This is a genomic window from Pseudomonas sp. PDM04 (assembly GCF_014851765.1).
Classification (GTDB): Bacteria; Pseudomonadota; Gammaproteobacteria; order Pseudomonadales; family Pseudomonadaceae; genus Aquipseudomonas.
In genome coordinates this window covers 108,400-131,849 of the sequence record NZ_JACVAI010000009.1, presented here as the reverse complement: position 1 = coordinate 131,849, position 23,450 = coordinate 108,400, and the positions used below count along the sequence as shown (strand labels likewise).

Annotated in this window: 21 protein-coding genes, 3 tRNA genes and 1 pseudogene; 4 read left to right on the top strand and 21 right to left on the bottom strand. The window is 60.1% G+C overall.

Going from position 1 to position 23,450, the window contains the following annotated elements; translation table 11 throughout:
• The first annotated feature begins 98 nt into the window (after positions 1-98).
• Positions 99-1,094, top strand: coding sequence for a catabolite repressor/activator (gene cra, locus IB249_RS28680; protein ID WP_192309563.1), 996 nt, complete (start codon positions 99-101; stop codon positions 1,092-1,094).
• A gap of 3 nt (positions 1,095-1,097) precedes the next feature.
• Positions 1,098-1,874: a TatD family hydrolase gene (locus IB249_RS28675; protein WP_192309562.1), complete on the top strand. Its 777-nt coding sequence runs from the start codon at positions 1,098-1,100 to the stop codon at positions 1,872-1,874.
• A gap of 2 nt (positions 1,875-1,876) precedes the next feature.
• Here the strand turns inward: IB249_RS28675 and IB249_RS28670 are convergent, their stop codons facing one another.
• The 6 genes and pseudogenes from IB249_RS28670 to IB249_RS28650 form a co-directional block, all read right to left on the bottom strand.
• The gene (locus tag IB249_RS28670; RefSeq protein WP_192309561.1) at positions 1,877-2,266 is read right to left on the bottom strand and encodes a hypothetical protein; all 390 of its coding nucleotides are present in this window, start codon (positions 2,264-2,266) and stop codon (positions 1,877-1,879) included.
• Positions 2,267-2,439: 173 nt separating this feature from the next.
• Positions 2,440-3,144 carry a methyl-accepting chemotaxis protein gene (locus tag IB249_RS30295; RefSeq protein ID WP_412548031.1) on the bottom strand — a complete coding sequence of 235 codons (705 nt, stop codon included), beginning with the start codon at positions 3,142-3,144 and terminating at the stop codon, positions 2,440-2,442.
• 153 nt (positions 3,145-3,297) lie between these two features.
• Positions 3,298-3,501: pseudogene (locus IB249_RS30290) on the bottom strand (HAMP domain-containing protein); the annotation flags it as partial.
• 1,147 nt (positions 3,502-4,648) lie between these two features.
• The gene (gene ampE / locus IB249_RS28660; RefSeq protein ID WP_192309559.1) at positions 4,649-5,485 is read right to left on the bottom strand and encodes a regulatory signaling modulator protein AmpE; all 837 of its coding nucleotides are present in this window, start codon (positions 5,483-5,485) and stop codon (positions 4,649-4,651) included.
• A 12-nt stretch (positions 5,486-5,497) separates the two neighbouring features.
• On the bottom strand, positions 5,498-6,055 hold the full coding sequence (gene ampD / locus IB249_RS28655; RefSeq protein WP_192309557.1) for a 1,6-anhydro-N-acetylmuramyl-L-alanine amidase AmpD: 558 nt from the start codon (positions 6,053-6,055) through the stop codon (positions 5,498-5,500).
• A 64-nt stretch (positions 6,056-6,119) separates the two neighbouring features.
• On the bottom strand, positions 6,120-8,312 hold the full coding sequence (locus IB249_RS28650) for a DUF1631 domain-containing protein (RefSeq protein WP_192309555.1): 2,193 nt from the start codon (positions 8,310-8,312) through the stop codon (positions 6,120-6,122).
• A 251-nt stretch (positions 8,313-8,563) separates the two neighbouring features.
• Here IB249_RS28650 and nadC point away from each other — a divergent pair, with 251 nt between their 5' ends.
• Complete coding sequence (gene nadC / locus IB249_RS28645) at positions 8,564-9,412, top strand: carboxylating nicotinate-nucleotide diphosphorylase (protein WP_192309552.1); 849 nt, start codon at positions 8,564-8,566, stop codon at positions 9,410-9,412.
• A gap of 114 nt (positions 9,413-9,526) precedes the next feature.
• On the opposite strand, the gene IB249_RS28640 is transcribed toward nadC, so the two are convergent.
• Positions 9,527-9,832: a DUF6388 family protein gene (locus IB249_RS28640; RefSeq protein WP_192309550.1), complete on the bottom strand. Its 306-nt coding sequence runs from the start codon at positions 9,830-9,832 to the stop codon at positions 9,527-9,529.
• 297 nt (positions 9,833-10,129) lie between these two features.
• Here IB249_RS28640 and IB249_RS28635 point away from each other — a divergent pair, with 297 nt between their 5' ends.
• The gene (locus IB249_RS28635) at positions 10,130-10,639 is read left to right on the top strand and encodes a hypothetical protein (RefSeq protein ID WP_192309548.1); all 510 of its coding nucleotides are present in this window, start codon (positions 10,130-10,132) and stop codon (positions 10,637-10,639) included.
• A 6-nt stretch (positions 10,640-10,645) separates the two neighbouring features.
• Here the strand turns inward: IB249_RS28635 and IB249_RS28630 are convergent.
• The 14 genes from IB249_RS28630 to folP form a co-directional block, all read right to left on the bottom strand.
• Positions 10,646-10,721 (bottom strand) — tRNA-Thr (locus tag IB249_RS28630).
• Positions 10,722-10,861: 140 nt separating this feature from the next.
• Positions 10,862-12,967 (bottom strand): polyribonucleotide nucleotidyltransferase, encoded by a 2,106-nt coding sequence (gene pnp / locus IB249_RS28625; RefSeq protein ID WP_192309545.1) that lies wholly within the window; start codon positions 12,965-12,967, stop codon positions 10,862-10,864.
• A gap of 196 nt (positions 12,968-13,163) precedes the next feature.
• On the bottom strand, positions 13,164-13,433 hold the full coding sequence (rpsO, locus tag IB249_RS28620; protein WP_003197723.1) for a 30S ribosomal protein S15: 270 nt from the start codon (positions 13,431-13,433) through the stop codon (positions 13,164-13,166).
• 161 nt (positions 13,434-13,594) lie between these two features.
• Positions 13,595-14,512, bottom strand: coding sequence for a tRNA pseudouridine(55) synthase TruB (gene truB / locus IB249_RS28615; protein WP_192309542.1), 918 nt, complete (start codon positions 14,510-14,512; stop codon positions 13,595-13,597).
• Between the two features lie 3 nt (positions 14,513-14,515).
• A complete protein-coding gene (rbfA, locus tag IB249_RS28610) occupies positions 14,516-14,917 on the bottom strand; it encodes a 30S ribosome-binding factor RbfA (protein ID WP_192309540.1) in 402 nt (133 codons plus the stop codon).
• Between the two features lie 160 nt (positions 14,918-15,077).
• On the bottom strand, positions 15,078-17,606 hold the full coding sequence (infB, locus tag IB249_RS28605) for a translation initiation factor IF-2 (protein WP_192309538.1): 2,529 nt from the start codon (positions 17,604-17,606) through the stop codon (positions 15,078-15,080).
• A gap of 27 nt (positions 17,607-17,633) precedes the next feature.
• Positions 17,634-19,115 (bottom strand): transcription termination factor NusA, encoded by a 1,482-nt coding sequence (gene nusA / locus IB249_RS28600; protein WP_192309536.1) that lies wholly within the window; start codon positions 19,113-19,115, stop codon positions 17,634-17,636.
• Positions 19,116-19,162: 47 nt separating this feature from the next.
• Positions 19,163-19,621: a ribosome maturation factor RimP gene (gene rimP, locus IB249_RS28595; RefSeq protein ID WP_085578886.1), complete on the bottom strand. Its 459-nt coding sequence runs from the start codon at positions 19,619-19,621 to the stop codon at positions 19,163-19,165.
• 126 nt (positions 19,622-19,747) lie between these two features.
• A tRNA-Met gene (locus IB249_RS28590) sits at positions 19,748-19,824 on the bottom strand.
• 97 nt (positions 19,825-19,921) lie between these two features.
• Positions 19,922-20,007: transfer RNA gene (locus IB249_RS28585), tRNA-Leu, on the bottom strand.
• Positions 20,008-20,029: 22 nt separating this feature from the next.
• Entirely contained in the window at positions 20,030-20,413 is a 384-nt protein-coding gene (gene secG / locus IB249_RS28580; protein WP_017336473.1) for a preprotein translocase subunit SecG, read from the bottom strand.
• Positions 20,414-20,417: 4 nt separating this feature from the next.
• Complete coding sequence (gene tpiA / locus IB249_RS28575; RefSeq protein WP_192309534.1) at positions 20,418-21,173, bottom strand: triose-phosphate isomerase; 756 nt, start codon at positions 21,171-21,173, stop codon at positions 20,418-20,420.
• Between the two features lie 66 nt (positions 21,174-21,239).
• Complete coding sequence (gene glmM / locus IB249_RS28570; protein ID WP_192309532.1) at positions 21,240-22,577, bottom strand: phosphoglucosamine mutase; 1,338 nt, start codon at positions 22,575-22,577, stop codon at positions 21,240-21,242.
• A 16-nt stretch (positions 22,578-22,593) separates the two neighbouring features.
• On the bottom strand, positions 22,594-23,445 hold the full coding sequence (gene folP / locus IB249_RS28565) for a dihydropteroate synthase (protein ID WP_192309530.1): 852 nt from the start codon (positions 23,443-23,445) through the stop codon (positions 22,594-22,596).
• Positions 23,446-23,450: the final 5 nt, after the last annotated feature.

Below are 23,450 nucleotides of genomic sequence, written 5' to 3'. Positions count from 1 at the left end.
CCCAACCTGTCGGATGGTTGCGACAATAGGGTGCATGCCCGAATCGGGTAGGATTGGCGAAAATGTCGGGGCACGCCCGAAAAAAAGGAAATCCCGGTTTGAAACTCAGTGATATTGCACAGTTGGCCGGTGTGTCCGTGACCACCGCCAGTTATGTCATCAATGGCAAGGCTGAACAGCAACGGATCAGCAGCGCCACCGTCGAGCGCGTGCGCGCGGTCGTCGAACTTCATGGCTTTACGCCCAACCCGCAAGCGGCGGGGCTGCGCAGCCGGCATACCCGCACCCTGGGCTTCATCCTGCCGGACCTGGAAAACCCCAGTTATGCGCGGATCGCCAAGTTGCTGGAACAGGGGGCCCGGGCGCGTGGCTATCAACTGTTGATCGCCAGCTCCGACGATGCGCCGGACAGCGAGCGGCAATTGCTGCAATTGTTCCGCGCCCGGCGCTGCGACGCCTTGATCGTCGCCAGTTGCCTGCCAGCCGATGACGACAGCTACCGTCAGTTGCAAGCCAAGGGGATGCCGATCATCGCCATCGACCGGGTCATGGCGCCTGACGACTTCTGTTCGGTGATCAGCGACGACCGCGAAGCCAGCCTGCAGCTGACGCGCAGCCTGCTCGACCCCGTCCCCCGGCAGATCGCCCTGATCGGCGCGCGCCCTGAACTGAGCATCAGCCAGGAGCGGGCCGCCGGGTTCAAGGAGGCGCTGGATGGATTCACCGGCGAGATCCTGATCGAACACGGCGAGTCGTTCAGCCGCGAATGGGGCAAGCAATTGATGGAAGAACTGCTTGAGCGCCTGGGGCATCTGCCGGATGCGCTGGTCACCACATCCTATGTGCTGCTGCAGGGTGTGTTCGATGCCTTGCACGATTTCCCGCTGAAATCCCGCCCCCTGCGCCTCGGCACCTTTGGCGACACGCAGCTGCTGGACTTCCTGCCCCTGCCGGTCAACGCGATGGCCCAGCAGCATCAGTTGATCGCCGACAAGGCGCTGCAACTGGCCCTCGCCGCCATCGAGCAGTCGGACTACCAACCCGGCGTGCACGCCATCGCGCGGACCTTCAAGCAGCGAATTCGCCAGGACTGAGCCGTGGAGCTGATCGACACCCATACCCACCTCGACTTCCCGGACTTCGACGCCGACCGCCAGGCATTGATGGCCGAAAGTCGCGCCCTCGGCGTGCGTCGGATGGTGGTGTTGGGCGTTCACCAGGGCAACTGGCAGCGGGTCTGGGAGCTGGTGCAGGGCGATCCGGACCTGCACGCAGCCTTTGGCCTGCATCCTGTGTACCTGGAGCAGCATCGACCCGAAGATCTGCGTGAACTGGGTGACTGGCTGAGTCGCCTGGCCGGTCACCGCCAGCTCTGCGCCGTCGGCGAAATCGGCCTGGACTACTTCATCGAGACCCTTGATCGCGAACGCCAGCAGGCGTTGTTCGAAGCCCAGTTGCAACTGGCCGTCGACTTCAATCTGCCCGTGCTGGTGCACGTACGGCGCAGTCATGCGGCGGTGATCGCCACCCTCAAACGCTTCAAGCTCAAACGCGCCGGCATCATCCACGCCTTCGCCGGCAGTCGCGAAGAGGCCCGGGAGTACATCAGGCTCGGTTTCAGGTTGGGCCTGGGCGGTGCCGCCACCTGGCCACAGGCCTTGCGCATGCACCGCGTGCTGGCCGAATTGCCGCTGGCGTCCGTGGTGCTGGAAACCGATTCGCCGGACATGGCGCCTGCCATGTTTGCCGGCCAGCGCAACAGCCCGGCGCACTTGCCGGCGATCTGCTCGGCACTGGCGCACATCTTGTCGATCAGCCCCGAGCAACTGGCCGCCGCGAGCACGGCCAATGCCTGCGAGCTGTTCAACTGGTAGCGTCAGTCGGCGTGTGCCCTGGCCGCTTCCAGAATCAGTGTGATGTGTTGCCGGTGCCTCGCGTATTGCACAACGACCAGATAGATCAGAATCGCCACCAGGGTAAAGTTGATCTGCTCGATCACGCTGAGCAACCCGACCCACTCCATCACCAATGCCACCAGCATCGCGGTGCAAACCATGACCAAGGTACTGGCGCGCAGCAGCGCGAGCGAGTCCAGCGACTTGATCCGCCTGATCTGTTTCGGGTCACTCAACTTCAAGGCTTTGTGGCAGTGGGAACAGGGAAAGGCTTCATTGATGGCGATGGCGTTGAGCTGCCAGGGTGCAAGCAGACAAATGCTTGCGCAATGGGCGCATTGGCCGTGGATTCCAGTGATAGCGACGGACATAACCGAGCCTCCTCAAGGTAGGTCAGGGTTGTGGATCATCCTTCATTGAAGAGCAAAAACCAGAGCCTGGAGGAAAACCAGATAGGGCCGACGCGGTGGGGTAACAAGTATTACAAAATGTGCACCGAAACCTGTAGGAGCGAGCACGCTCGCTCCTGCGGGTCCGGCAGGCCTTACACCCGGAACGCGTTGATCAGTTGCTTGAGCTCCAGCACCTGTACCGACAACGCCCGGCTGGCGTCCTCGGTCTGGTGTGCGCCTTCGGCAGTGCGCTCGCCAGCCCGGTTGATCTCGACGATGTTCTGGTCGATGTCGTGCGCCACGGCCGTCTGCTGTTCGACGGCGGCAGCGATCTGCTGGTTCTGATCGACGATCATTCCTACAGCACCGAGGATGTTTTCCAACGCCTGTTGGACTTTTTCCGACTGCCCAACCGTACCGCTGGCCATTTGATGACTGGTGCCCATGGCCTTCACCGCGGCACCGACGCCGCTGTGCAGCCTGGCGATCATCTGTTCGATTTCTTCGGTCGATTGCTGGGTGCGCTTGGCCAGGGTCCGGACCTCGTCCGCCACCACGGCAAAACCGCGACCCTGTTCCCCTGCCCGCGCCGCCTCGATGGCTGCGTTGAGCGCCAGCAGGTTGGTCTGCTCGGCAATGCTTTTGATCACCTCCAGCACCGTACTGATGGACTGGCTGTCGCTGGCCAACTGGTTGATCACCCGCACCGACTGATCGATCTCGCCGGCCAATGCCGCAATGCTGCCCTGCTGCGACTCCACCAGGCCGCGCCCGTTGATGGTTTCGTCATTGACGCTGTGGGCGCTGCTGACCGCTGCGGCCGCACTGCGAGCCACCTCCTGGGACGTGGCCGACATCTGGTTCATTGCCGTCGCCACCTGTTCGATCTGTGTACGCTGCCCCGCGACAGCCTGGTTGCTGCGGGCGGAGACGGTCTCGACCTGCCCGGCCTGACGCTCGACTTCCGCGACGGTCTGGCCAACCCGCTCGATCAGGTCATGGATTTTCTTCACGGTGCCGTTGAACACCTCGCCCAACTCGCCCAGTTCATCACGGCTGTTCGCGTTGAAGGTCACCGTCATGTCGCCGGCCGCCACCTTGTCCATCATCGCGCCCAGGCGCCTGAGGGTAGTGCGCGTCGAGGCATAGAAACCGCCGTAGAGATAGAAAATCAGCACGAACACCACCGACAGCGCGATGGCCTGCAAGAGCATGTGGGTGCGGTTCTGGATCAGGCGCTGCTGCAACTGGGTATCGAGGAATTTCAGGGTCGCGTCGTTGAGCTGGTAGGTCTGCTCCATCAGGCCGCTGACCTGATCGTAGAAAGCCTGCCACGGCGCCTCGAGGGTATCGGCCATCACAACCTGCTCTTCGAACAGTTCACTGGCCTTTTTCAACGACGCCTTGCTGATCTCGGCCTGGGCCGCCAGGGTTTCCCGCGCGGCCTTGCTCGAGCCCAGCGCATCCTGGAGTTTCAGGCCGTATTCCGCCTGCTGCTTTTCGATCTGCGCCAACAACTCATCGAACCGCGTACTCGACGACGAATTGAGAAACCCCTGCCCCAGGGAGTAGGCGCCCATGGCGCGACCGTCGCCCAGCAACTGGGTGACAGGTGGCGTGATGTTGGTGATGAGTTCGGTGAGCTGGCGCATGTCGCCCTGGGTGTCACGGCTCAACCCCGCCTGGCTGGCGATGATCTGGCTGAAAATCTGTGCATTGCCCAGCAGCTTGCCGATCAGCGCACTTTTGCTTTGCAACGAGTTTTCCGTCTGCTGGGCCTTGAACGCGCCGATCATTTCATCCCGCTTGCCATCGAACACGGCGACCTGCTCAGGATCGATGGTCATTGCCGTCAACCCTTGCAGACGGGCCAGCACACCCTGTTCAAGGGCCGTGATCCTGGATTCGACGTCACCGGCCTTGCCGGCCTGACCGAGCACGACGTTGATCTGCACCAGGTTATTCAGGGTTTCCAGGTCGCGTCGCAGGGTCAGGCTGCTGCCCAGCAGATCGAGGCTCTGCAGTTCCACCTGAGTGCCCTGGAATTCACGATAGGAATCGCGCACCAGGTAAAAGTTGGTCACCAACATCGGCACCAGGAACAGGATACTGATCAGGCTGAACTTCATGCCGAAGCTCAGGCGGTTCATCAGCGCGACAGCGGGATAGAGCAAGCTCTTCACTGGAAGTCCCCCCTTTCGATTTCTTATTTTTATTGGCAGGCGCGCATCGACAGCAGATAGCCACTATTGAGCGCTACCGTTGTATAACTCAAATCGACAAGGGGTTTTGTAACTTAAAGTTAACGGGAACGGTCTCAAACCGACAGCCGCAGGCTTGCCCTGCGGCTAGGCATTCGGCTTAGGGCAGCACCGTCCACAAGGCGAAACCGGCGTACCAGAGCACCGCCGCGCGCAGCAGCAATTCCCAGAGCCGATCAAGGTTATTGATGCCATCCGGCCCGGCCACCGGGGCAGGAATTTCACCCGCCACCAGCCCGATTCTCTCGATCAGTTGCGCGGCGCTGATATTCCAGTTCAACAACTCATGCAGCATGACCCGGCTCACCGCGACAAAATTGCCGACCAGGGCGAAGCTCGCCGCCAGCAGGCGCACCGGCACCCAGTCGAACGCATGGCGCAGTTGCGTCGCGCACTCGACGACGACCGGGTTTTTTCCATGCGTTTCGGCCAGGGCGAGCAACCGGTAACTCAACGCAGCCACCGGCCCGAGGAGGAAGTACCAGAAAATCACCGCGAAAAAGCTCTGGTAGGCCTGCCACAGCAGATGGCCCTGGACCCGTTCCAGCAACTGCTCGCCGCTGTCGGCGCAGATATCGAGGTCACGCTTGGCCACGTGGGCGGCCGCTTGCAGGTCCTCCCGGCGCCAGGCATCCCGAAACGGCCCGAGACCGCCCTGCAGATCACCTCGTCCCAGGCTGTAAATCACCACCAGCAAATGCACCGGCAACGCCAGCAACCCATACGCGACCGGCTCCAGCACTACCAGCAACAGCCCCAGCAATGCCACCGGCAGCAACACCAGGATCACCAATACCCACCAGGGGTGATTGATCAGGCGCGGGCTGGACTCGAGCTTGTGCAGCTCGCGCACCCAACCGCCGTCACGTTGAATCCGATGGCGCAGGGCCGAGAACTTCTCGATCCACACCGCCAACAGCAACACCAGAAAACTCATCGTTGTACCTCTTTAGCCAGGGCTACGTGCCAGGGCGGATCGATAACGCGCCCAGTCGAACGCCGGCCCCGGATCAGTCTTGCGTCCGGGCGCGATGTCGCTGTGACCGCAGATGCGTTGCGGGGTAATCGCCGTGAAGGCGCCTTGCAGTTGCAACGTCAAGGCAACCAATGCCTCGTACTGGGCGTCGGTGAACGGCAGATCATCCGTGCCTTCCAGTTCGATGCCCACGGAAAAATCGTTACAGGTTTCCCGGCCTTCGAAACACGACACGCCAGCATGCCAGGCACGCTCCAGGCACGAGACGAACTGCGTGACCGTGCCGTCACGCTCGATCAGGAAATGCGCGGATACCCGCAGGTCAGCGATCCCCTCGAAGTAGGGATGCTCTGTGACATCCAGCCGGTTCTGGAAGAATTCCTGCACCTTGCCGGTGGCGAACTGCGCCGGCGGCAGGCTGATGTTGTGGATCACCAGCAGGGAAACTTCGCCCGTGGGGCGCGCATTGAAGTTGGGAGAGGGGCAGGTATTCACGCCCAGGCACCAACCGCTCGCGGGGTCCAACTGCATACAGGTTCCTTCAACGTCGACTGTGTTGGCGCCCAGTATGCCGCGATAGCCCCCCGGCGTGCGATCACTTGCCGCGATTGAGGCGTTGCAGGTGCTCGATCACCGACTCCAGGGCGCGGTCGAAGAGCAGGGTATCGTCCAGGACTCGCACCACTCCCTGGCGAAAATCCAATGCCAGGCCGGCGCGACTACGCTCCTGCACCTTCATCCCGGTGCGGTCGACGAAGATGTATTTGCCCGTGGCGTCGATGATCGCGGCCAGTTTGCAGCGCAGGGTGTTGTCCTCGTCTTCCCGGAACTCGACCCAGCACCCCAGCGTCAATCGATCGACCTGAACCAGGCTTTCATCATCCACCGACAAGCGTGTCGAGGCTGCCTCGACCGGTCCTTCGTCGGCGGTGCGCAACTGGATCTGCTCCTGCACTTGCACCATCAGCGGCGTGTCGGCCTCACCCTCGGAGGCCACGGTTTGATCCGTGCGTTCGAACAATTGCAGGTGCAGGCTTTCCAGCTCGCTGAAGAACTCGGCGGTGGCGAACGGATCGAACGCCGAGCGGCTCAAGCCGCTACGCAACGACTTGAGCAACCCCGGCACCAGCGCCAACAGCCGCTGCTGGGTATCCGGCTCGTCGTGGCGCTGCACGCTCCAGACCAATTGCTCCAGGGTCTCCACGTCGGCACGCCACTCATCAGACGGCTCGCCGTGCTTGAGACACGTCAGCAGCAGGACCTGGCTCCAGGCGTCCTGAACAAACGCCAGCACCTGCTGCGGCAGCACCTTGCCCAACACCACGGTGTTCAAGGCCTGTTCGACCCGCCGGCGTGCCAGTTCGGTTCTGGCCCGGCCCTCCTCGGCATCGCGAGTGCGCTGTTCCAGCAGCTCGCTGCGACGGCGTTCATCGCTGGTGAAGGCCAGAAAATCCGCCAGCAGCTCGGAGAAAATCGCCGGATCATCGACGAAGTCGTTCAACAACCGTTGCACCACCTGCTCGATCCGCAGGTACAGGCTGTCGCGCTGATGATCGTCGCAATCGCCCCAGCCCATGGCCGCCGCGGCAATTTCGTTGAGCAGGCGCCGGGCCGGATGGGTGCTGCGACTGAAGAAACTCTTGTCCAGCACGGCCACCTTGAGCATCGGAATTTGCAGACGGGCAATCAGCGCCTTGAGCGAGTCCGGCAAATTGCGGTCATCGAGGATGCACTCGAACAGCAGGGCGATCAGGTTGATCACGTCCTCATCGGCGACGCCAACCACCCGTGACTTGCCGCTTTTGACGCTGATTCGGGTCAACAACTGCTCGAGCTGGGCGCGCAGGTCGAAATCGTCCTGCACCGCCAGGGGCGGCACGTATTGCTGCAAGTGCGAGAGCATGCGCAGCAGGTCACGGGTGGAGATCGGTTGTGCCGGCGCACTGGGTTCCAGTGTCGGCGCCACACTGCCACGCACTTGAAGCAGCAGCGTCTGCAGCGCAGCGAACACTTCCTGCACACCCTCGTCGAGCGGCGCGCTGGCTTCGACGGGTTGCTCAGTGACGCTGGCCTGGGCACGGTCGAGAGCGCGCCGCCCCGGGGCAGACTTGAGGTCGGGCAATATGCCGGTGGCGATCAGCAACTCATTGGCCTCGGTGTAGAGCTGGTCGGCGTCGCTGAGCACATAGCGCTCGAAAAGCTTGAGGACGATCAGCTTGACCTTGATCTCCACGCCGAGATTGCGCCCGGCCCGCATGAAGTACTCGCAGAGCATCGCCGGACCCAGCGGATTATGCTGGGTCACCAGTTTCTTGCCGATCAGGGTGCTGAGCCTGGCTGTCAGTTGGTCGAGCGCGAAACCGTCGCGGTTCAGCACTTTATTGACCATGGCTTCCACCGCCACGCTACGCTCCAGCTCATCGCCGGACATCGCATCGAGGACCGGCGCCACAGGCGCGGCAATCGCAGCGCCGCTGTACCGGGTGAGACTGACGAACGCCTCCAGGACATGCTCGAAAAACACCCGTTCGATGCTTTTGCGCTTGAGGCGCAAATCGCGCATGGCCTGGAAGAAGATGTTCTGCTCGACGTCATTGCTGGCGCGGTCGGCCATTTCAAACAAAGTGTCGTCGGCGTTATCGAACAGTTCCTGCAAGCCATGACGCAGCTGAAGCACGGCCTTGTCGCGAACCTGAAGCAGAATGACGGGCACACGGGCGAGCGGCGAGGAACTCGCCGTATCGGTAGCGGCCTTGTGCAAAGGCACCACATTCCCGTCTTTGTGCATCCTGCCCTCCCGTACCCGTCAAAGCCATGGCGTCAAATGCAAGGCGCATTATCTTGCAAAAGATGTCCCGTGTGCCAGCAGACTCTGTGCCCTCTTGAAAACAGAGGCAGGAGATTGACCATTGCAGAACGCCAATTGCTCCGACGGATCGACCAAATAAACGCAGCCGGAGCGACCGAAAGGCCTCTCACGCCTTGGGTTGCCTTGCGCCAAGGCCCTATAATCGGGCCACTTTGTTTGTGGAGTCCGTTATGCCGAATCTACGTCTCGCCGACCTGACCGCCGAAATCGAAGCCAACGTGCGCCGCGCGCTGCTCGAAGACGTCGGCAGCGGCGACATCACCGCGCAACTGATCCCGGCCGAGCGACTGGCCAAAGCCACCATCATCACCCGCGACGACGCTGTCATCGCCGGTACGGCCTGGGTGGACGCAGTGTTCCGGCAACTGGACCCGCGCGTAGCGGTGCACTGGCAGGTGCGCGATGGCGAGCGAGTGAAGCCCAATCAACCCCTGTTCCATCTCGAAGGCCCCGCACGCTCGCTGTTGACGGGTGAACGCAGCGCCCTGAACTTCCTGCAATTGCTGTCCGGCGTGGCCACACGTGCGCAATACCTGGCGGATTTCGTTGCCCAGACCCAGGTGAAGTTGCTCGATACCCGCAAAACCCTGCCGGGTTTGCGTATGGCGCAAAAATACGCCGTGACCTGCGGCGGCTGCCACAACCACCGCATCGGCCTGTACGACGCCTTCCTGATCAAGGAAAACCACATCGCCGCCTGTGGTGGCATTGCGCAAGCCATCAACGCCGCGCACAAGATCGCCCCGGGCAAGCCGGTTGAAATCGAAGTGGAAAGCCTGACAGAACTCAAGGAGGCCCTCGAGGCCGGCGCCGACATCATCATGCTGGACGAGTTGAGCCTGGACGATATGCGCGAAGCCGTTCGCCTGAACGGCGGCAAGGCGAAACTGGAGGCCAGTGGCGGTATCAACGAAACGACGTTGCTGCCGATTGCACAAACCGGTGTGGACTACATCTCGATCGGTGCGATGACCAAGGATGTGAAGGCGGTCGATCTGTCGATGCGACTCAGCCTCTGAGCCAAGGGGTAGGAGCGGGCTTGCTCGCGAAGCGCTGTGTCAGGCAACGGGTTCGTCGTTTGACACAGCGCTTCGCGAACAAGCGCGCTCCCACAGGTTTGCCGCCGCAGGGGCTCAAACCACCAGGTTGTTCATCTCGCAGTACTCTTCCCACTCGACGCCCAACACCTCGGCCGCCTCCCGGTGCAGGGCCAGTCGCGCCGCCTCGAACTCCTCCGGGCTCGAGGTGTACCTGAGCGTCAACTCCCACGGCTGCAAGCCCTGGGCCTCAGCCTCATCCTCGAATGCCCACTGGAGCTGGTCTTTCTGATCGTCGGCGGGCAGGTCCTTGATCTCGTCGGCCAATTGAGGGGACTCGAGCAGGTACTTCTTAAGCGCTTCTTCGTGCCGGGCTTCCTGGCTCAATGCTGTTACGGTCATGTCGTTCTCGCTGATCGAGGGAATGGAAGATGGATCTGGATCATCAAGGATCTCTCTGACGCAAAAAACCGCGAACCGTCGGGTTATCTGGCCTTCAGAACCATTCGGGGATCATTTGAAAACACCTGGGACAATCCCGGGCAAGTTCCGAATATAGGATGTTTGTCGGTCGATTTACACGCCTCTTTACATCCGCCCCGCAAAAAACCACAGGGCCGTGCGATCGACCGGGAACATAAGTCGAAAGCCCGAGTCATAGCGATGTGCCATCTCCGCACATCCCAAGGAACCTTTGTGATGCCTGGCTACCCGAAGCTTTCCCCTGCTCTGTCCACTACCACGCTCGCGGCCCTGTTGAGCCTCCTGGCCCTGCCAGGAATGGCAATGGCCGGCATTGAACTGAGCAACACGGGCTCTGCGACATACGGCGACAAAATGATCGCCACTCAAAGCCAGTACGGCAAGGAAGTGCTGATCAGAACCGATATCGACGTCACTGACCTCAGGAAAATGCGCGAAACGCTCGACGATCATGGGCGCCAGCTCGAAGAACTCAAGCGCAGCAGCGGGTCCAGCTCCAGTTCCAGCAGCAAGGAGATCGATGAACTCAAGCGCACCGTCAAAGAGCAGGAGCGCGACCTGGACAACCAGCGCAAACAGATCGAGGAGCTCAAGCGCAGCAGCGGTTCCAGTTCGAGTTCGAGCAACAGCGAGATTTCCAGCCTGAAACAGAAAGTCAGCGATCAGGACCGGGCCATCGATCAGCTCAAACGAACCGTCGAAGACTTGAGCAGGAAGGTGAAATAGGAGAGATGGTGCCCGAAACAGGAATCGAACCTGCGACCTTCGCGTTACGAGTGCGCTGCTCTACCGACTGAGCTACACGGGCAGTGGGCTAAACCTAGCACTGACGGTAAAGCCAGGCAACTTCACGATGCGCTTGCCTTTCATCCAGGCAAAAAAAATGCCCCGCAGCGTTCACTGCGGGGCATTTTTCATGACGATGAAGCCGTCAGGCGTGGCGGGTGATTAAACGCCCGAAGCCTTGGCGGCGGCAACGTCCTTGATGGACAGCTTGATACGGCCGCGGTTGTCCACGTCCAGTACCAGTACTTCCACTTCCTGGCCTTCTTTCAGGATGTCGGTCACTTTCTCGACGCGAGCATCGCTCAGCATCGAGATGTGAACCAGACCGTCCTTGCCAGGCAGGATGTTGACGAATGCGCCGAAGTCGACGATGCGCTCAACCTTGCCGACGTAGATCTTGCCGATTTCAGCCTCGGCAGTGATCCCCAGAACGCGCTGACGTGCTGCCTCAGCCGCTTCCTTGGTTTCGCCGAAGATCTTGATCGAGCCGTCGTCTTCGATGTCGATCGAAGCCTTGGTCTCTTCACAGATCGCACGAATGGTCGCGCCGCCTTTACCGATGACATCACGGATTTTGTCGGTGTCGATTTTCATCGCGATCATGGTCGGCGCGTTGGCCGACAGCTCGGTACGCGACTGGCCGATGATCTGGTTCATCTGGCCGAGGATGTTCAGGCGCGCTTCCAGGGCCTGGCCCAGGGCGATTTCCATGATCTCTTCGGTGATGCCCTTGATCTTGATGTCCATCTGCAGCGCGGTCACGCCCTTGGCGGTACCGGCTACCTTGAAGTCCATGTCGCCCAGGTGGTCTTCGTCACCCAGGATGTCAGTCAGGACGGCGAACTTCTCGCCTTCCTTGACCAGACCCATGGCGATACCGGCCACCGGTGCCTTCATTGGAACGCCAGCGTCCATCAGGGCCAGGGAAGCGCCGCAGACCGAAGCCATGGAGCTCGAACCGTTGGACTCGGTGATTTCCGACACTACGCGAATGGTGTACGGGAACACGTCGGCGGCCGGCAGCATGGCCTGAACCGAACGGCGGGCCAGACGGCCGTGACCGATTTCACGACGACCGGCGCCACCCATGCGACCACACTCGCCCACCGAGAACGGAGGGAAGTTGTAGTGCAGCATGAACGGGTCTTTCTTCTCGCCTTCCAGGGTGTCCAGCAGTTGCGCGTCACGGGCGGTGCCCAGGGTTGCAACGACCAGCGCCTGAGTTTCACCACGGGTGAACAGCGCCGAACCGTGAGTCTTCGGCAGCACGCCGACTTCGATGTTCAGCGGACGGACGGTGCGGGTGTCGCGACCGTCGATACGTGGCTTGCCGTTGACGATGTTTTCGCGAACGGTGCGGTATTCGATTTCACCGAAAGCCGCTTTGACGTCGGCAGCGGAAGGCTGGCCGTCTTCGCGGGCCAGCTTGGCAACGACCTGGTCCTTCAGCTCGCCCAGGCGAGCGTAGCGGTCGGCCTTGACGGTGATGGTGTAGGCCTGGGAGATCGCTTCGCCGAACTCGGCACGGATCGCGCCCAGCAGTTCGGTGGCTTCTGCCTGTGGAGCCCAGGTCCAGGTTGGCTTGGCCGCTTCGGCAGCCAGTTCCTTGACAGCCTTGATGACCGACTGGAACTCATCGTGGGCAAACAGCACGGCGCCCAGCATCTGGTCTTCGGTCAGCTCTTTGGCTTCGGATTCAACCATCAGCACGGCTTCTTCGGTACCGGCAACGACCATGTCCAGGCTGGAAGCCGCCAATTGCTCGTAGGTCGGGTTCAGCAGGTAGCCGGTGCTTTCATGGAAAGCGACGCGAGCGGCGCCGATCGGGCCATCGAAAGGAATACCGGAGATGGCCAGCGCAGCCGAAGTACCGATCATCGCAGCGATGTCCGGATCGGTTTTCTTGCTGGTGGAAACGACGGTGCAGACAACCTGCACTTCGTTCATGAAGCCTTCCGGGAACAGCGGACGGATCGGACGGTCGATCAGTCGGGAAGTCAGGGTCTCTTTCTCGGAAGGACGGCCTTCGCGCTTGAAGAAACCGCCAGGGATCTTACCGGCAGCGTAAGTCTTTTCCTGGTAGTGAACGGACAGAGGGAAGAAGCCCTTGCCTGGATCGGCTTGCTTGGCACCGACTACGGTCACCAATACGCTGACGTCGTCGTCAACGGTGACCAGTACTGCGCCGGAGGCCTGACGGGCGATACGGCCAGTCTCGAGGGTAACGGTCGACTGACCGAACTGGAATTTTTTGATTACCGGGTTCACGGTGTCCTACCTTCTTTTGTGGCTCTTGGGGGAACTTGTCTTCTTGCGAAATTCTTGGGCAATGTCGGGAATCGGCCCAACGCCTGTCCAGGGTAAAACGTGCATCCAGATAAAACTTGAGGCTGGGAGCCTGCCGCAAGCCAGCGGGAAACCCACTGACGTGCGACAGACAACCAACCTCTAGCGCAATCGCTGATTAGCGACGCAGACCCAGGCGAGCGATCAGAGCGCTGTAACGGCTCACGTCCTTGCCTTTCAGGTAGTCCAGCAGCTTGCGACGCTGGTTTACCATGCGGATCAGACCACGACGGGAGTGGTGATCTTTACCGTTGGCCTTGAAGTGACCTTGCAGTTTGTTGATGTTGTGGGTCAGCAGTGCAACTTGCACTTCTGGCGAACCAGTGTCACCAACAGCTTGCTGGTAGTCAGCTACGATTTGAGCTTTTTCTTGAACGTCGAGAGCCATGAGGCAATCCTTTTATCAGGAAACTGTTTCAGGGAAACAGCTTCAACAGGCCAGGGACAAATCCCTGTATCTAAAAATGAGAAGTGACCATGCCTGCTAACAGCCACCCTCGTCCCAATGGGTGCAAAAGCAACGACGCCTTCACACCCCACTGGTTCCGGTCATTCTGACCGAATCAGTCGACGCGGCGCGATGCGCCCGTCTTCGCTCACTTCACCGATACCGATGAAGCGACCATTGTGATCCTGTACCCGCACCATGCCGAATTTCGGGGCGTCCGGGGCACGTACCGGTTGGCCGTTGAGCCAGTAGAAAGCACTCGCCTCCGAGAACTGCAACAACGGCCAATCCAGCAAGCCGCTGTCCGATGGCATCAGGAAGCGATCGACCGCTTCGTTGCCGCCTTCGGCATGCACCGCTTCCAGCTCTTCGAGCGTGACCGTCTGCGCCAGCGTGAAAGGCCCGGCCTGGGTACGTCGCAATTCTGCCACGTAAGCGCCACAACCGAGTTGCTCACCAATATCCTCCACCAGGGTACGGATATAGGTGCCTTTGCTGCAATCCACCGCAAGCCGAGCAGTATCACCTTCGAAGGCCAGCAATTCCAAGCGCGCAATAGTAACAGAACGCGGTTCGCGCTCCACTACTTCACCTGCACGAGCGAGCTTGTACAACGGCTGCCCATCACGCTTGAGCGCTGAATACATCGGCGGTATCTGACTGATTTGGCCGCGAAATTTCGGCAGCACCGCTTCGACATCGGATCGACCAACGGTCACCGGGCGCTCCTGCAAAACTTCACCTTCGGCATCCGCCGTGCTGGTGGTCTTGCCCAGTTGCGCCAGGGTTTCGTACCCCTTGTCGGAATCGAGCAGGTATTGCGAGAACTTGGTGGCCTCGCCGAAACACAACGGCAACACGCCGGTCGCCAGCGGGTCGAGACTGCCGGTGTGCCCCGCCTTTTCGGCGTTGAGCAGCCAGCGAACCTTCTGCAGGGCCGCGTTCGAGGTAAACCCCAGGGGCTTGTCGAGCAGGATGATGCCGCTGACGTTACGACGGATACGTTTGACCTGAGCCACCGGTTACTCCTTGGTGTCTTCGGCTTCTGCCGCAACCGGGTGCTGACTGTCCTCAGCCACCGCACGCTCGATCAGGGCCGACAGGTGCGCGCCCCGCACGACGCTTTCGTCGTAGTGGAAGTGCAGCTGTGGAACGCTGCGCAACTTCATTTCGCGGGCCAGCTGCATGCGCAGGAAACCGGCAGCGGAGTTGAGCACCTTGATGCTTTGCGCGATGTCTTCGGCGTTGTCCTGGCCCATCACGGTGATGAAGATCTTGGCGTGACCGACGTCACGGCTGACTTCAACAGCGGTAATGGTCACCAGACCGACGCGTGGATCTTTGACTTCACGACGGATCAGTTGTGCCAGCTCACGCTGCATCTGATCGCCGATACGCTGGGTACGGCTGTATTCTTTTGCCATGTCTTGTTACCTGTTACTGCCCCACGGTGAAATCCGAAGGGTCTGAAAGCGGCAAACGCCCGGCCTGGCAAAAAGCCAGACCGGGCGTTGCGTTCAGAGCACTGACACCGTGCCGCGCATTGACATGCAGCGGCGTGGCGTGGCCCCTGAAGTGCGCGAGTTAGAGGCTGCGAGCAACCTGAACCTTCTCGAAGACTTCGATCTTGTCACCGACTTTGACGTCGTTGTAGCTCTTCACGCCGATACCGCATTCCATGCCGGCACGCACTTCGGACGCGTCATCCTTGAAGCGGCGCAGGGATTCCAGCTCGCCTTCGAAGATAACGATGTCTTCACGCAGTACACGGATCGGACGGTTACGGTGAACAACACCTTCGATCACCATGCAACCGGCGATCGCGCCAAACTTCGGCGAACGGAACACGTCACGCACTTCGGCCACACCCAGAATGTTCTCGCGAACATCGCTGCCGAGCATGCCGGTCAGGGCTTTCTTGACGTCTTCGATGATGTCGTAGATCACGTTGTAGTAACGCATATCCAGACCTTCCTGCTCGACGATCTTGCGAGCACCGGCATCGGCACGCACGTTGAAGCCGAACAGTACAGCGTTGGAGGCCAGTGCCAGGTTGGCGTCGGACTCGGTGATACCACCGACGCCGCCACCGACTACGCGCACTTGCACTTCGTCGTTGCCCAGGCCATTCAGAGCGCCTTGCAGAGCTTCCAGCGAACCACGGACGTCGGATTTGAGGACGATGTTGAGCGTCTTCTTCTCTTCCTGACCCATGTTTTCGAAGATGTTTTCCAGCTTGCCGGCGTGAGCCCGAGCCAGTTTGACTTCGCGGAACTTGCCTTGACGGAACAGAGCCACTTCACGGGCTTTCTTCTCGTCTGCAACCACGCTCATCTCGTCGCCAGCGTCCGGGGTACCGTCCAGGCCGAGGATCTCGACAGGGATGGCCGGACCGGCTTCCTTGATAGGCTTGCCGTTCTCGTCGAGCATGGCGCGAACACGGCCATAGTTCGAACCGACCAGGACCATGTCGCCCTGGCGCAGGGTACCGTCTTGAACCAGAACGGTAGCCACCGGGCCACGGCCCTTGTCCAGGCGCGACTCAACCACGACACCACGGCCAGGAGCCGACGGGGTTGCAGTCAGTTCCAGCACTTCGGCTTGCAGCAATACGGCTTCGAGCAGTTCGTCGACGCCAGTACCCATCTTCGCCGAAACCGGAACGAAAGGCGTGTCGCCACCCCATTCTTCCGACGTCACGCCGTGTACCGACAACTCGCTGCGGATGCGATCGAGATCGGCGCCCGGCTTGTCGATCTTGTTCACTGCCACGACCAGCGGAACACCGGCGGCCTGGGCATGCTGAACAGCTTCAACGGTCTGCGGCATCACGCCGTCGTCCGCTGCAACCACCAGGATCACGATGTCGGTCGCCTTGGCACCACGGGCACGCATCGCGGTAAACGCGGCGTGACCCGGGGTATCGAGGAACGTCACCATGCCACGGTCGGTTTCAACGTGGTACGCACCGATGTGCTGAGTAATGCCACCGGCTTCGCCAGCAGCCACCTTGGCACGACGGATGTAGTCGAGCAGGGAGGTTTTACCGTGGTCAACGTGGCCCATTACGGTCACGACCGGCGCACGGGAAACCGCCTCGCCTTCAAACTTCAGGGACTCGGCCAGGGAATCTTCCAGGGCGGTGTCGCTGATCAGGGTCACTTTGTGGCCCAGCTCTTCGGCAACCAGTTGGGCAGTTTCCTGATCCAGTACCTGGTTGATGGTCGCTGGAGTACCCAGTTTGAACATGAACTTGATGATCTCGGCAGCCTTGACCGACATCTGTTGGGCCAGATCGCCCACAGTGATGGTCTCGCCGATCTTCACTTCGCGCACGACAGGGCCGGTCGGGCTCTGGAAACCGTGGGCGTTGCGCTTTTTCAGCTTGGCCTTGCCGCGACCACCACGACGGAAGCCATCGCTTTCTTCGTCGGTGGTACGTGGCGCCGCACGTGGAGCAGGCGCTTTCTCTTTGACCGAAGCACGATGCGGAGCGTTCTTGCGCTCGCCATCGCCACCGCCGCGACGACTGTTATCGTCGGCACGTGGTTTGTCCGGACGGCGCTGTTCGTCGCGCTTGCGGGTATCGGCCGCAGGTGCCGGAGCAGCTGCGACGGCCGGCGCGCTTTCACGCACAGGCTCGACAGCAGCAGGCGCTGCAACCGCCTCGGCCGCAGCAACAGGCGCTTCAACCTGAGCAGGCTGGCGACGCGCTTCTTCTTCGGCGCGAAGCTTGGCTTCTTCTTCAGCCTTCTGACGAGCAGCATTTTCTACTGCACGACGCTCTTCCTGCTCGCGTTTGCGCTCGGCTTCGATTTCTTCCGCGCTGCGCTGTACGAACACTTTCTTTTTACGAACTTCAACACTGATGCTTTTGCTGCCAGCAACACGCAAGGTGCTGGTGGTTTTACGCTGCAGTGTGATCTTGCGTGGTTCTTCCACTTTCGCCTTGTGGCTGCTTTTCAAGTGAGTCAGCAGGGATTGCTTCTCACTGTCAGTCACATGTTCTTCGGCGGCGGTGTGCGGCAGACCTGCCTCACGCATCTGCTGCAACAGGCGCTCTACCGGTGTTTTGACCTCATCGGCCAGTTGTTTCACCGTGACTTGCGTCATGCACTTCTCTCCTCAGGCCGCGCCTAATTACTCGAACCAGTGGGCTCGGGCGGCCATGATCAACTTGCCGGCACGATCATCGTCGATGCCGTCGATGTCGAGCAGGTCGTCAATAGACTGCTCGGCCAGGTCTTCGCGGGTAATTACGCCGCGCACCGCCAGTTCCATCGCCAAATCCTTGTCCATACCCTCAAGCGAGAGCAGGTCTTCGGCCGGATGGGCGTCTGCCAGCTTTTCCTCAGTAGCGATGGCTTTGGTCAACAAACGATCCTTGGCACGAGCGCGAAGCTCGTTGACGATCTCTTCGTCAAAGCCGTCGATGTTGAGCATTTCTTCCAACGGTACGTAGGCAATCTCTTCCAGGCTGGTGAAGCCTTCATCTACCAGCACCTGTGCCAGCTCTTCGTCGACTTCCAGCTCGTCGATGAAGTTGCGCAGGATATCGCCGGTTTCTGCTTGCTGCTTGGCCTGGATGTCCGATTCGGTCATGACGTTCAGGGTCCAGCCAGTCAACTGGCTGGCCAGACGCACGTTCTGACCCCCACGACCGATGGCCTGAGCCAGATTGTCTGCGCCAACGGCGATGTCCATGGCGTGGGCATCTTCGTCAACGATAATTGCCGCAACCTCAGCCGGGGACATGGCGTTGATCACGAATTGAGCCGGGTTATCGTCCCACAGGACGATGTCCACACGCTCACCGCCCAACTCACCCGACACTGCCTGGACGCGCGAACCGCGCATACCGATGCAGGCGCCTTGCGGGTCGATGCGCTTGTCCTTGGAGCGAACGGCGATCTTGGCGCGCGAACCCGGGTCGCGGGAGGCAGCCATGACTTCGATCAGCCCTTCAGCAATTTCCGGCACTTCGATGCGGAACAGCTCGATCAGCATTTCCGGCGCGGTACGCGACAGGATCAGTTGCGGGCCGCGGTTCTCGGTGCGGATTTCCTTGAGCAGTGCGCGCAAACGCACGCCGACCCGGAAAGTTTCGCGAGAGATGATGTCTTCACGGGCCAGCAACGCCTCGGCGTTGTTACCCAGGTCGACGATCACGTTGTCACGGGTCACTTTCTTCACGGTGCCGGAGATGATTTCCCCCAGGCGCTCGCGATAGGCGTCAACGACTTGAGCACGCTCGGCTTCGCGGACCTTCTGCACAATGACTTGCTTGGCAGTCTGCGCAGCGATGCGACCGAACTCGATGGACTCGATCTTTTCTTCGACGACATCGCCAACCTTGGCGCCAGGGTGCGTCTGGGCAACCTTGCTCGGCCAGGTTTCGATCGCCGGGTCGTCCAGGTCATCTTCCTCGACGACTGTCCAGCGACGGAATGTCTCGTATGCACCGGTGTGGCGATTGATTTCCACACGCAGATCGACTTCGTCCTCGAAACGCTTTTTGGTAGCAGTGGCCAGAGCCAGCTCCAGCGCTTCAAAAATCACATTGGGCGGTACGCCTTTTTCATTGGATACCGACTCAACAACCAGCAGTACTTCTTTGCTCATCGTACGCCTCGCCTTTCGCAAGCCATTGGATCCGCGGGATCCGCGTCTCAGTCAAAACTGGGAATAATATTGGCCTTGTCGATCATATCGATCGGCAACAGGAACTCGTGGTCATCTACCTGCACCACGACGTCCTGCTCTTCTACCCCACGCAGAAGGCCCTGAAAGTTGCGTCGACCTTCGAAAGGCGAGCGCAGCTTGATCTTCACTTGTTCACCGGCATGCGAGGCAAACTGTTCCAAGGTGAACAGTGGGCGATCCATGCCAGGAGAGGACACCTCAAGGGTGTATTCGGAACTGATCGGGTCTTCGACATCGAGGACTGCACTGGCCTGATGGCTCACTGCGGTGCAGTCATCAATCAGAATGCCGCCCTCTTTATCGATATAGATTCGCAGGACCGAATGTTTGCCTTGAGAGATGAATTCGATCCCCCAGCATTGATAGCCAAGAGCCTCGACTACCGGGGCCAACAAGGCCTGCAGCTGTTCTAGCTTGCTCGACACCTGAACCCCCTTGTGCATGCTTTGCAAATAAAAAATGGGCAAAAAGCCCACATGAGATCGCCATTGAACATCGGCGTCAAAAAGTATTCAGCTAACAAAAAGCCCCTGAATAGGGGCTCCTGAAACTGGTTGCGGGGGCCGGATTTGAACCGACGACCTTCGGGTTATGAGCCCGACGAGCTACCAGACTGCTCCACCCCGCGACAAAGCTGGGGCGGAAGTATACGACCGATCCCCTACAGGGTCAATGTAACCTTCCACCTGCAAGAAAGCCCGCAACAGCGGGCTCTCCTGACTAATTGGTACCGAGAAGGGGACTCGAACCCCTACACCCTATGGGCACAACCACCTCAAGGTTGCGTGTCTACCAATTCCACCACCTCGGCAATACTACGTTTGAAACCCTTCTTACTTCTGCTCTTGAGCTGGAGGCACATCAGTCGCTGGGGTAGCCGACTTTTGCTCTTGAAGCACCGGTACATCATCAGAAGCCGGTTGTTGCTTTGGAACTTCCAACACTGCCGGGTTTGGCAAACCTACTTGAGTCAGCTGGTGAGCTTTCTCTTTAGCAAAGTAACCTAACCCCAAGCTGGTTATGAAGAAACCGGCGGCAAGTATAGCAGTAAACTTACTAAGAAAGGTAGAGGAACCTTGGCTTCCGAACACAGTATTTGAAGCACCTGCTCCGAAAGACGCGCCAGCATCCGCACCTTTACCCTGCTGCAGCAATACCAGAGCAACTACGCCCAATGCGCCCAGCAGATGAAAAACGACTACGACTGTTTCCAGCATTTTTTCAGTTTCCCGCGGCGCGACAAATCGCACCGAACTCATCTGCATTCAGGGAAGCTCCACCAATGAGCCCCCCATCGATATCCGGCATGCCGAACAGTTCGACCGCATTGGCCGCCTTCACGCTGCCGCCGTATAGAAGCCGCACACCTTGTGCGACCTCAGAATTCTCTGCCGCCAACTGGGCGCGAATGGCTGCATGCACATCCTGCGCCTGTTGCGGCGAAGCCGTCAGCCCGGTGCCAATGGCCCAGACCGGCTCGTAAGCAATAATTGCCTTGGCAAAGGCACCGACACCCAGCTCCTCGATGATGCAGCCCAGCTGACGCCCGACCACCTCAAGAGTTTTACCGGCTTCACGCTGCTCGAGGGTCTCCCCTACACACAACACCGGAATCAAGCCACACGCCTGTGCCGCCGCGAACTTGCGGTTCAGCATCTCATCCCGCTCACCCATGATCTGGCGGCGTTCGGAATGCCCGACAAGTACCAGGGAACAACCTGCATCCACCAACTGGCTCGGGGCAACTTCACCCGTCAATGCACCCTGCATGGATTCCACCGCAGAATTCTGCGCGCCGACCGAAATCGACTGGCCTTTCAAGCCATCAATCACTTGATTGATATGCAGGCAAGGCGGAAATACCGCGACATCTACACCGCTCGGCAAGGCCAGATGACTCAGGCCGTTGATCAGCTCAGCGACGCTGGCGCGGGTACCGTGCATCTTCCAGTTACCAGCTACCATAGGGCGACGCATGCTGTACCTCGTCGGTCAAAGTGGGCGCAGATGTTACCCAACACAATCATGGCTGGCAAGCCGAATTCAGGCAGAAACTTCAGTAACCAGTTTTGCCAGCGCCTCGGCATGACCACGAACCACGGATTCGTCCTCACCCTCGACCATGACACGCACCAACGGCTCCGTGCCGGACTTGCGCAGCAGCACACGCCCACGACCCGCCATGGCCTGGGTGACACGCTCACTGGCTTCCTTGACCGCCGCATGATCGAGCGGACTTGCCCCGCCACCGAATCGCACATTGATCAACACCTGAGGGCACTTGCGCAGCGCTTGGCGAGCCTGACCCAAGGTTTCGGAGCGCGTCTTGAGCGCCATCAGAACCTGCAGGGCCGCGATGATCGCATCACCGGTCGTGGTGTGGTTGAAGCAGACGATATGACCCGAGTTCTCTCCACCGACCAGCCAATTGCGCTCCAGCAGGTCGGCGATGACATAGCGGTCACCGACATTGGCACGCACGAAGGGAATCGACAGGTCCGCAAGGGCCAGTTCCAGCCCCAGGTTACTCATCAACGTCCCGACCACACCGCCCTTGAGCATGTTGCGCTCATGCAGGTCGCGGGCAATGATGAACAGCAGCTCATCGCCATCGACCACCGCGCCCGTGTGATCGACCATCAGAACCCGGTCACCATCGCCATCGAACGCAATGCCCAGATCGGCATGCTCGGCCAGCACGGCCGCCTGCAGCGGACCCATGTGGGTCGAACCGCAGTTGTCATTGATGTTCAGGCCGTTCGGTTGCGCGGAAAGCACGACGACATCGGCACCCAATTCACGGAACACACTTGGAGCCACCTTGTAGGTCGCACCGTGCGCGCAGTCGATGACGATCTTCAGGCCCGAGAAACTGGTCCCGGTCGGTACGCTGCTCTTGCAGAATTCGATGTAACGACCCGAAGCGTCGTTGATTCGCGAGACCTTGCCGATCTTGCTCGATTCAACCACTGTCATCGGGGTATCGAGCAGTTCTTCGATCATATGCTCGACTTCATCCGGCAGCTTGGTGCCCTGGCCGGAGAAAAACTTGATGCCGTTGTCGTCGTGAGGATTGTGCGAAGCACTGATCACGATGCCGGCTTCGGCATGAAAAGTACGCGTCAGGTAGGCGATGGCCGGCGTCGGCATCGGCCCCAGGAGCATGACGTCAGCCCCTGCCGACGTCAGTCCGGCCTCGAGCGCCGATTCGAACATGTACCCGGAAATACGGGTGTCCTTACCCACCAATACCTTGCAGGCGCCCATTTTGCGGAATGCCATGCCCGCCGCCCAACCGAGCTTGAGCATGAATTCAGGGGTAATCGGATATTCGCCGACCCGACCACGAATGCCGTCGGTGCCAAAGTATTTCTTAGTCATAAGTGCTCCATCATTCTTATTCGGCTGATTCCACTGCAGCGATCATGCGCACCACATCGACAGTCTCGGCCACGTCATGGACGCGCAATATACGCGCCCCCTTGAGAGATGCCAGCGCCGCGAGCGCCAGGCCACCCGACAGTCGTTCATCGACTGGGCGATTCAAGGTCTGACCGATCATGCTCTTGCGTGAAACCCCAACCAACAAGGGCCGCCCGAAAACATGCAGGGCTTCCATGTGCTTGAACAGGCTTAGATTGTGCTGCAGGTTCTTGGCGAAGCCAAATCCCGGATCGAGGATGATCCGCTGCGCCGGAATTCCGGCCGCTGCGCACTGTGCCATGCGCTCGGCCAGGAAACTGGCAACCTCTTGGGTGACGTCCTGATACTGCGGATTGTCCTGCATGTCGCCGGGCTCACCGAGCATGTGCATCAGGCAGACCGGCAAGCCGGTGTCTGCCGCCGCATCCAGGGCTCCCTCACGGCGCAGCGAGCGAACATCATTGATCAACCCCGCTCCCAGCCGCGCAGTTTCGCGCATGACTGCCGGGGTAGAGGTGTCGACCGAGATGATCACATCCAGCTCGCGATTGATGCGCTCGACAATCGGAGCGACGCGCTCCAGCTCTTCGATCGGGGAAACCGCCCTGGCACCTGGCCGGGTCGATTCACCACCGACATCGATCAGCGTTGCGCCCGCCAGCACCATGGCCTCAGCGTGACGCAGGGCTGCATCGAGCTGGCTGTACTGGCCGCCATCGGAGAAGGAATCGGGAGTGACATTGAGAATGCCCATGACATGCGTATGGGCCAAATCAAGAACCCGGTTGCCGCAAGGCAACCGGGTCGAGGACTGAACAGAAGTCATTTCAA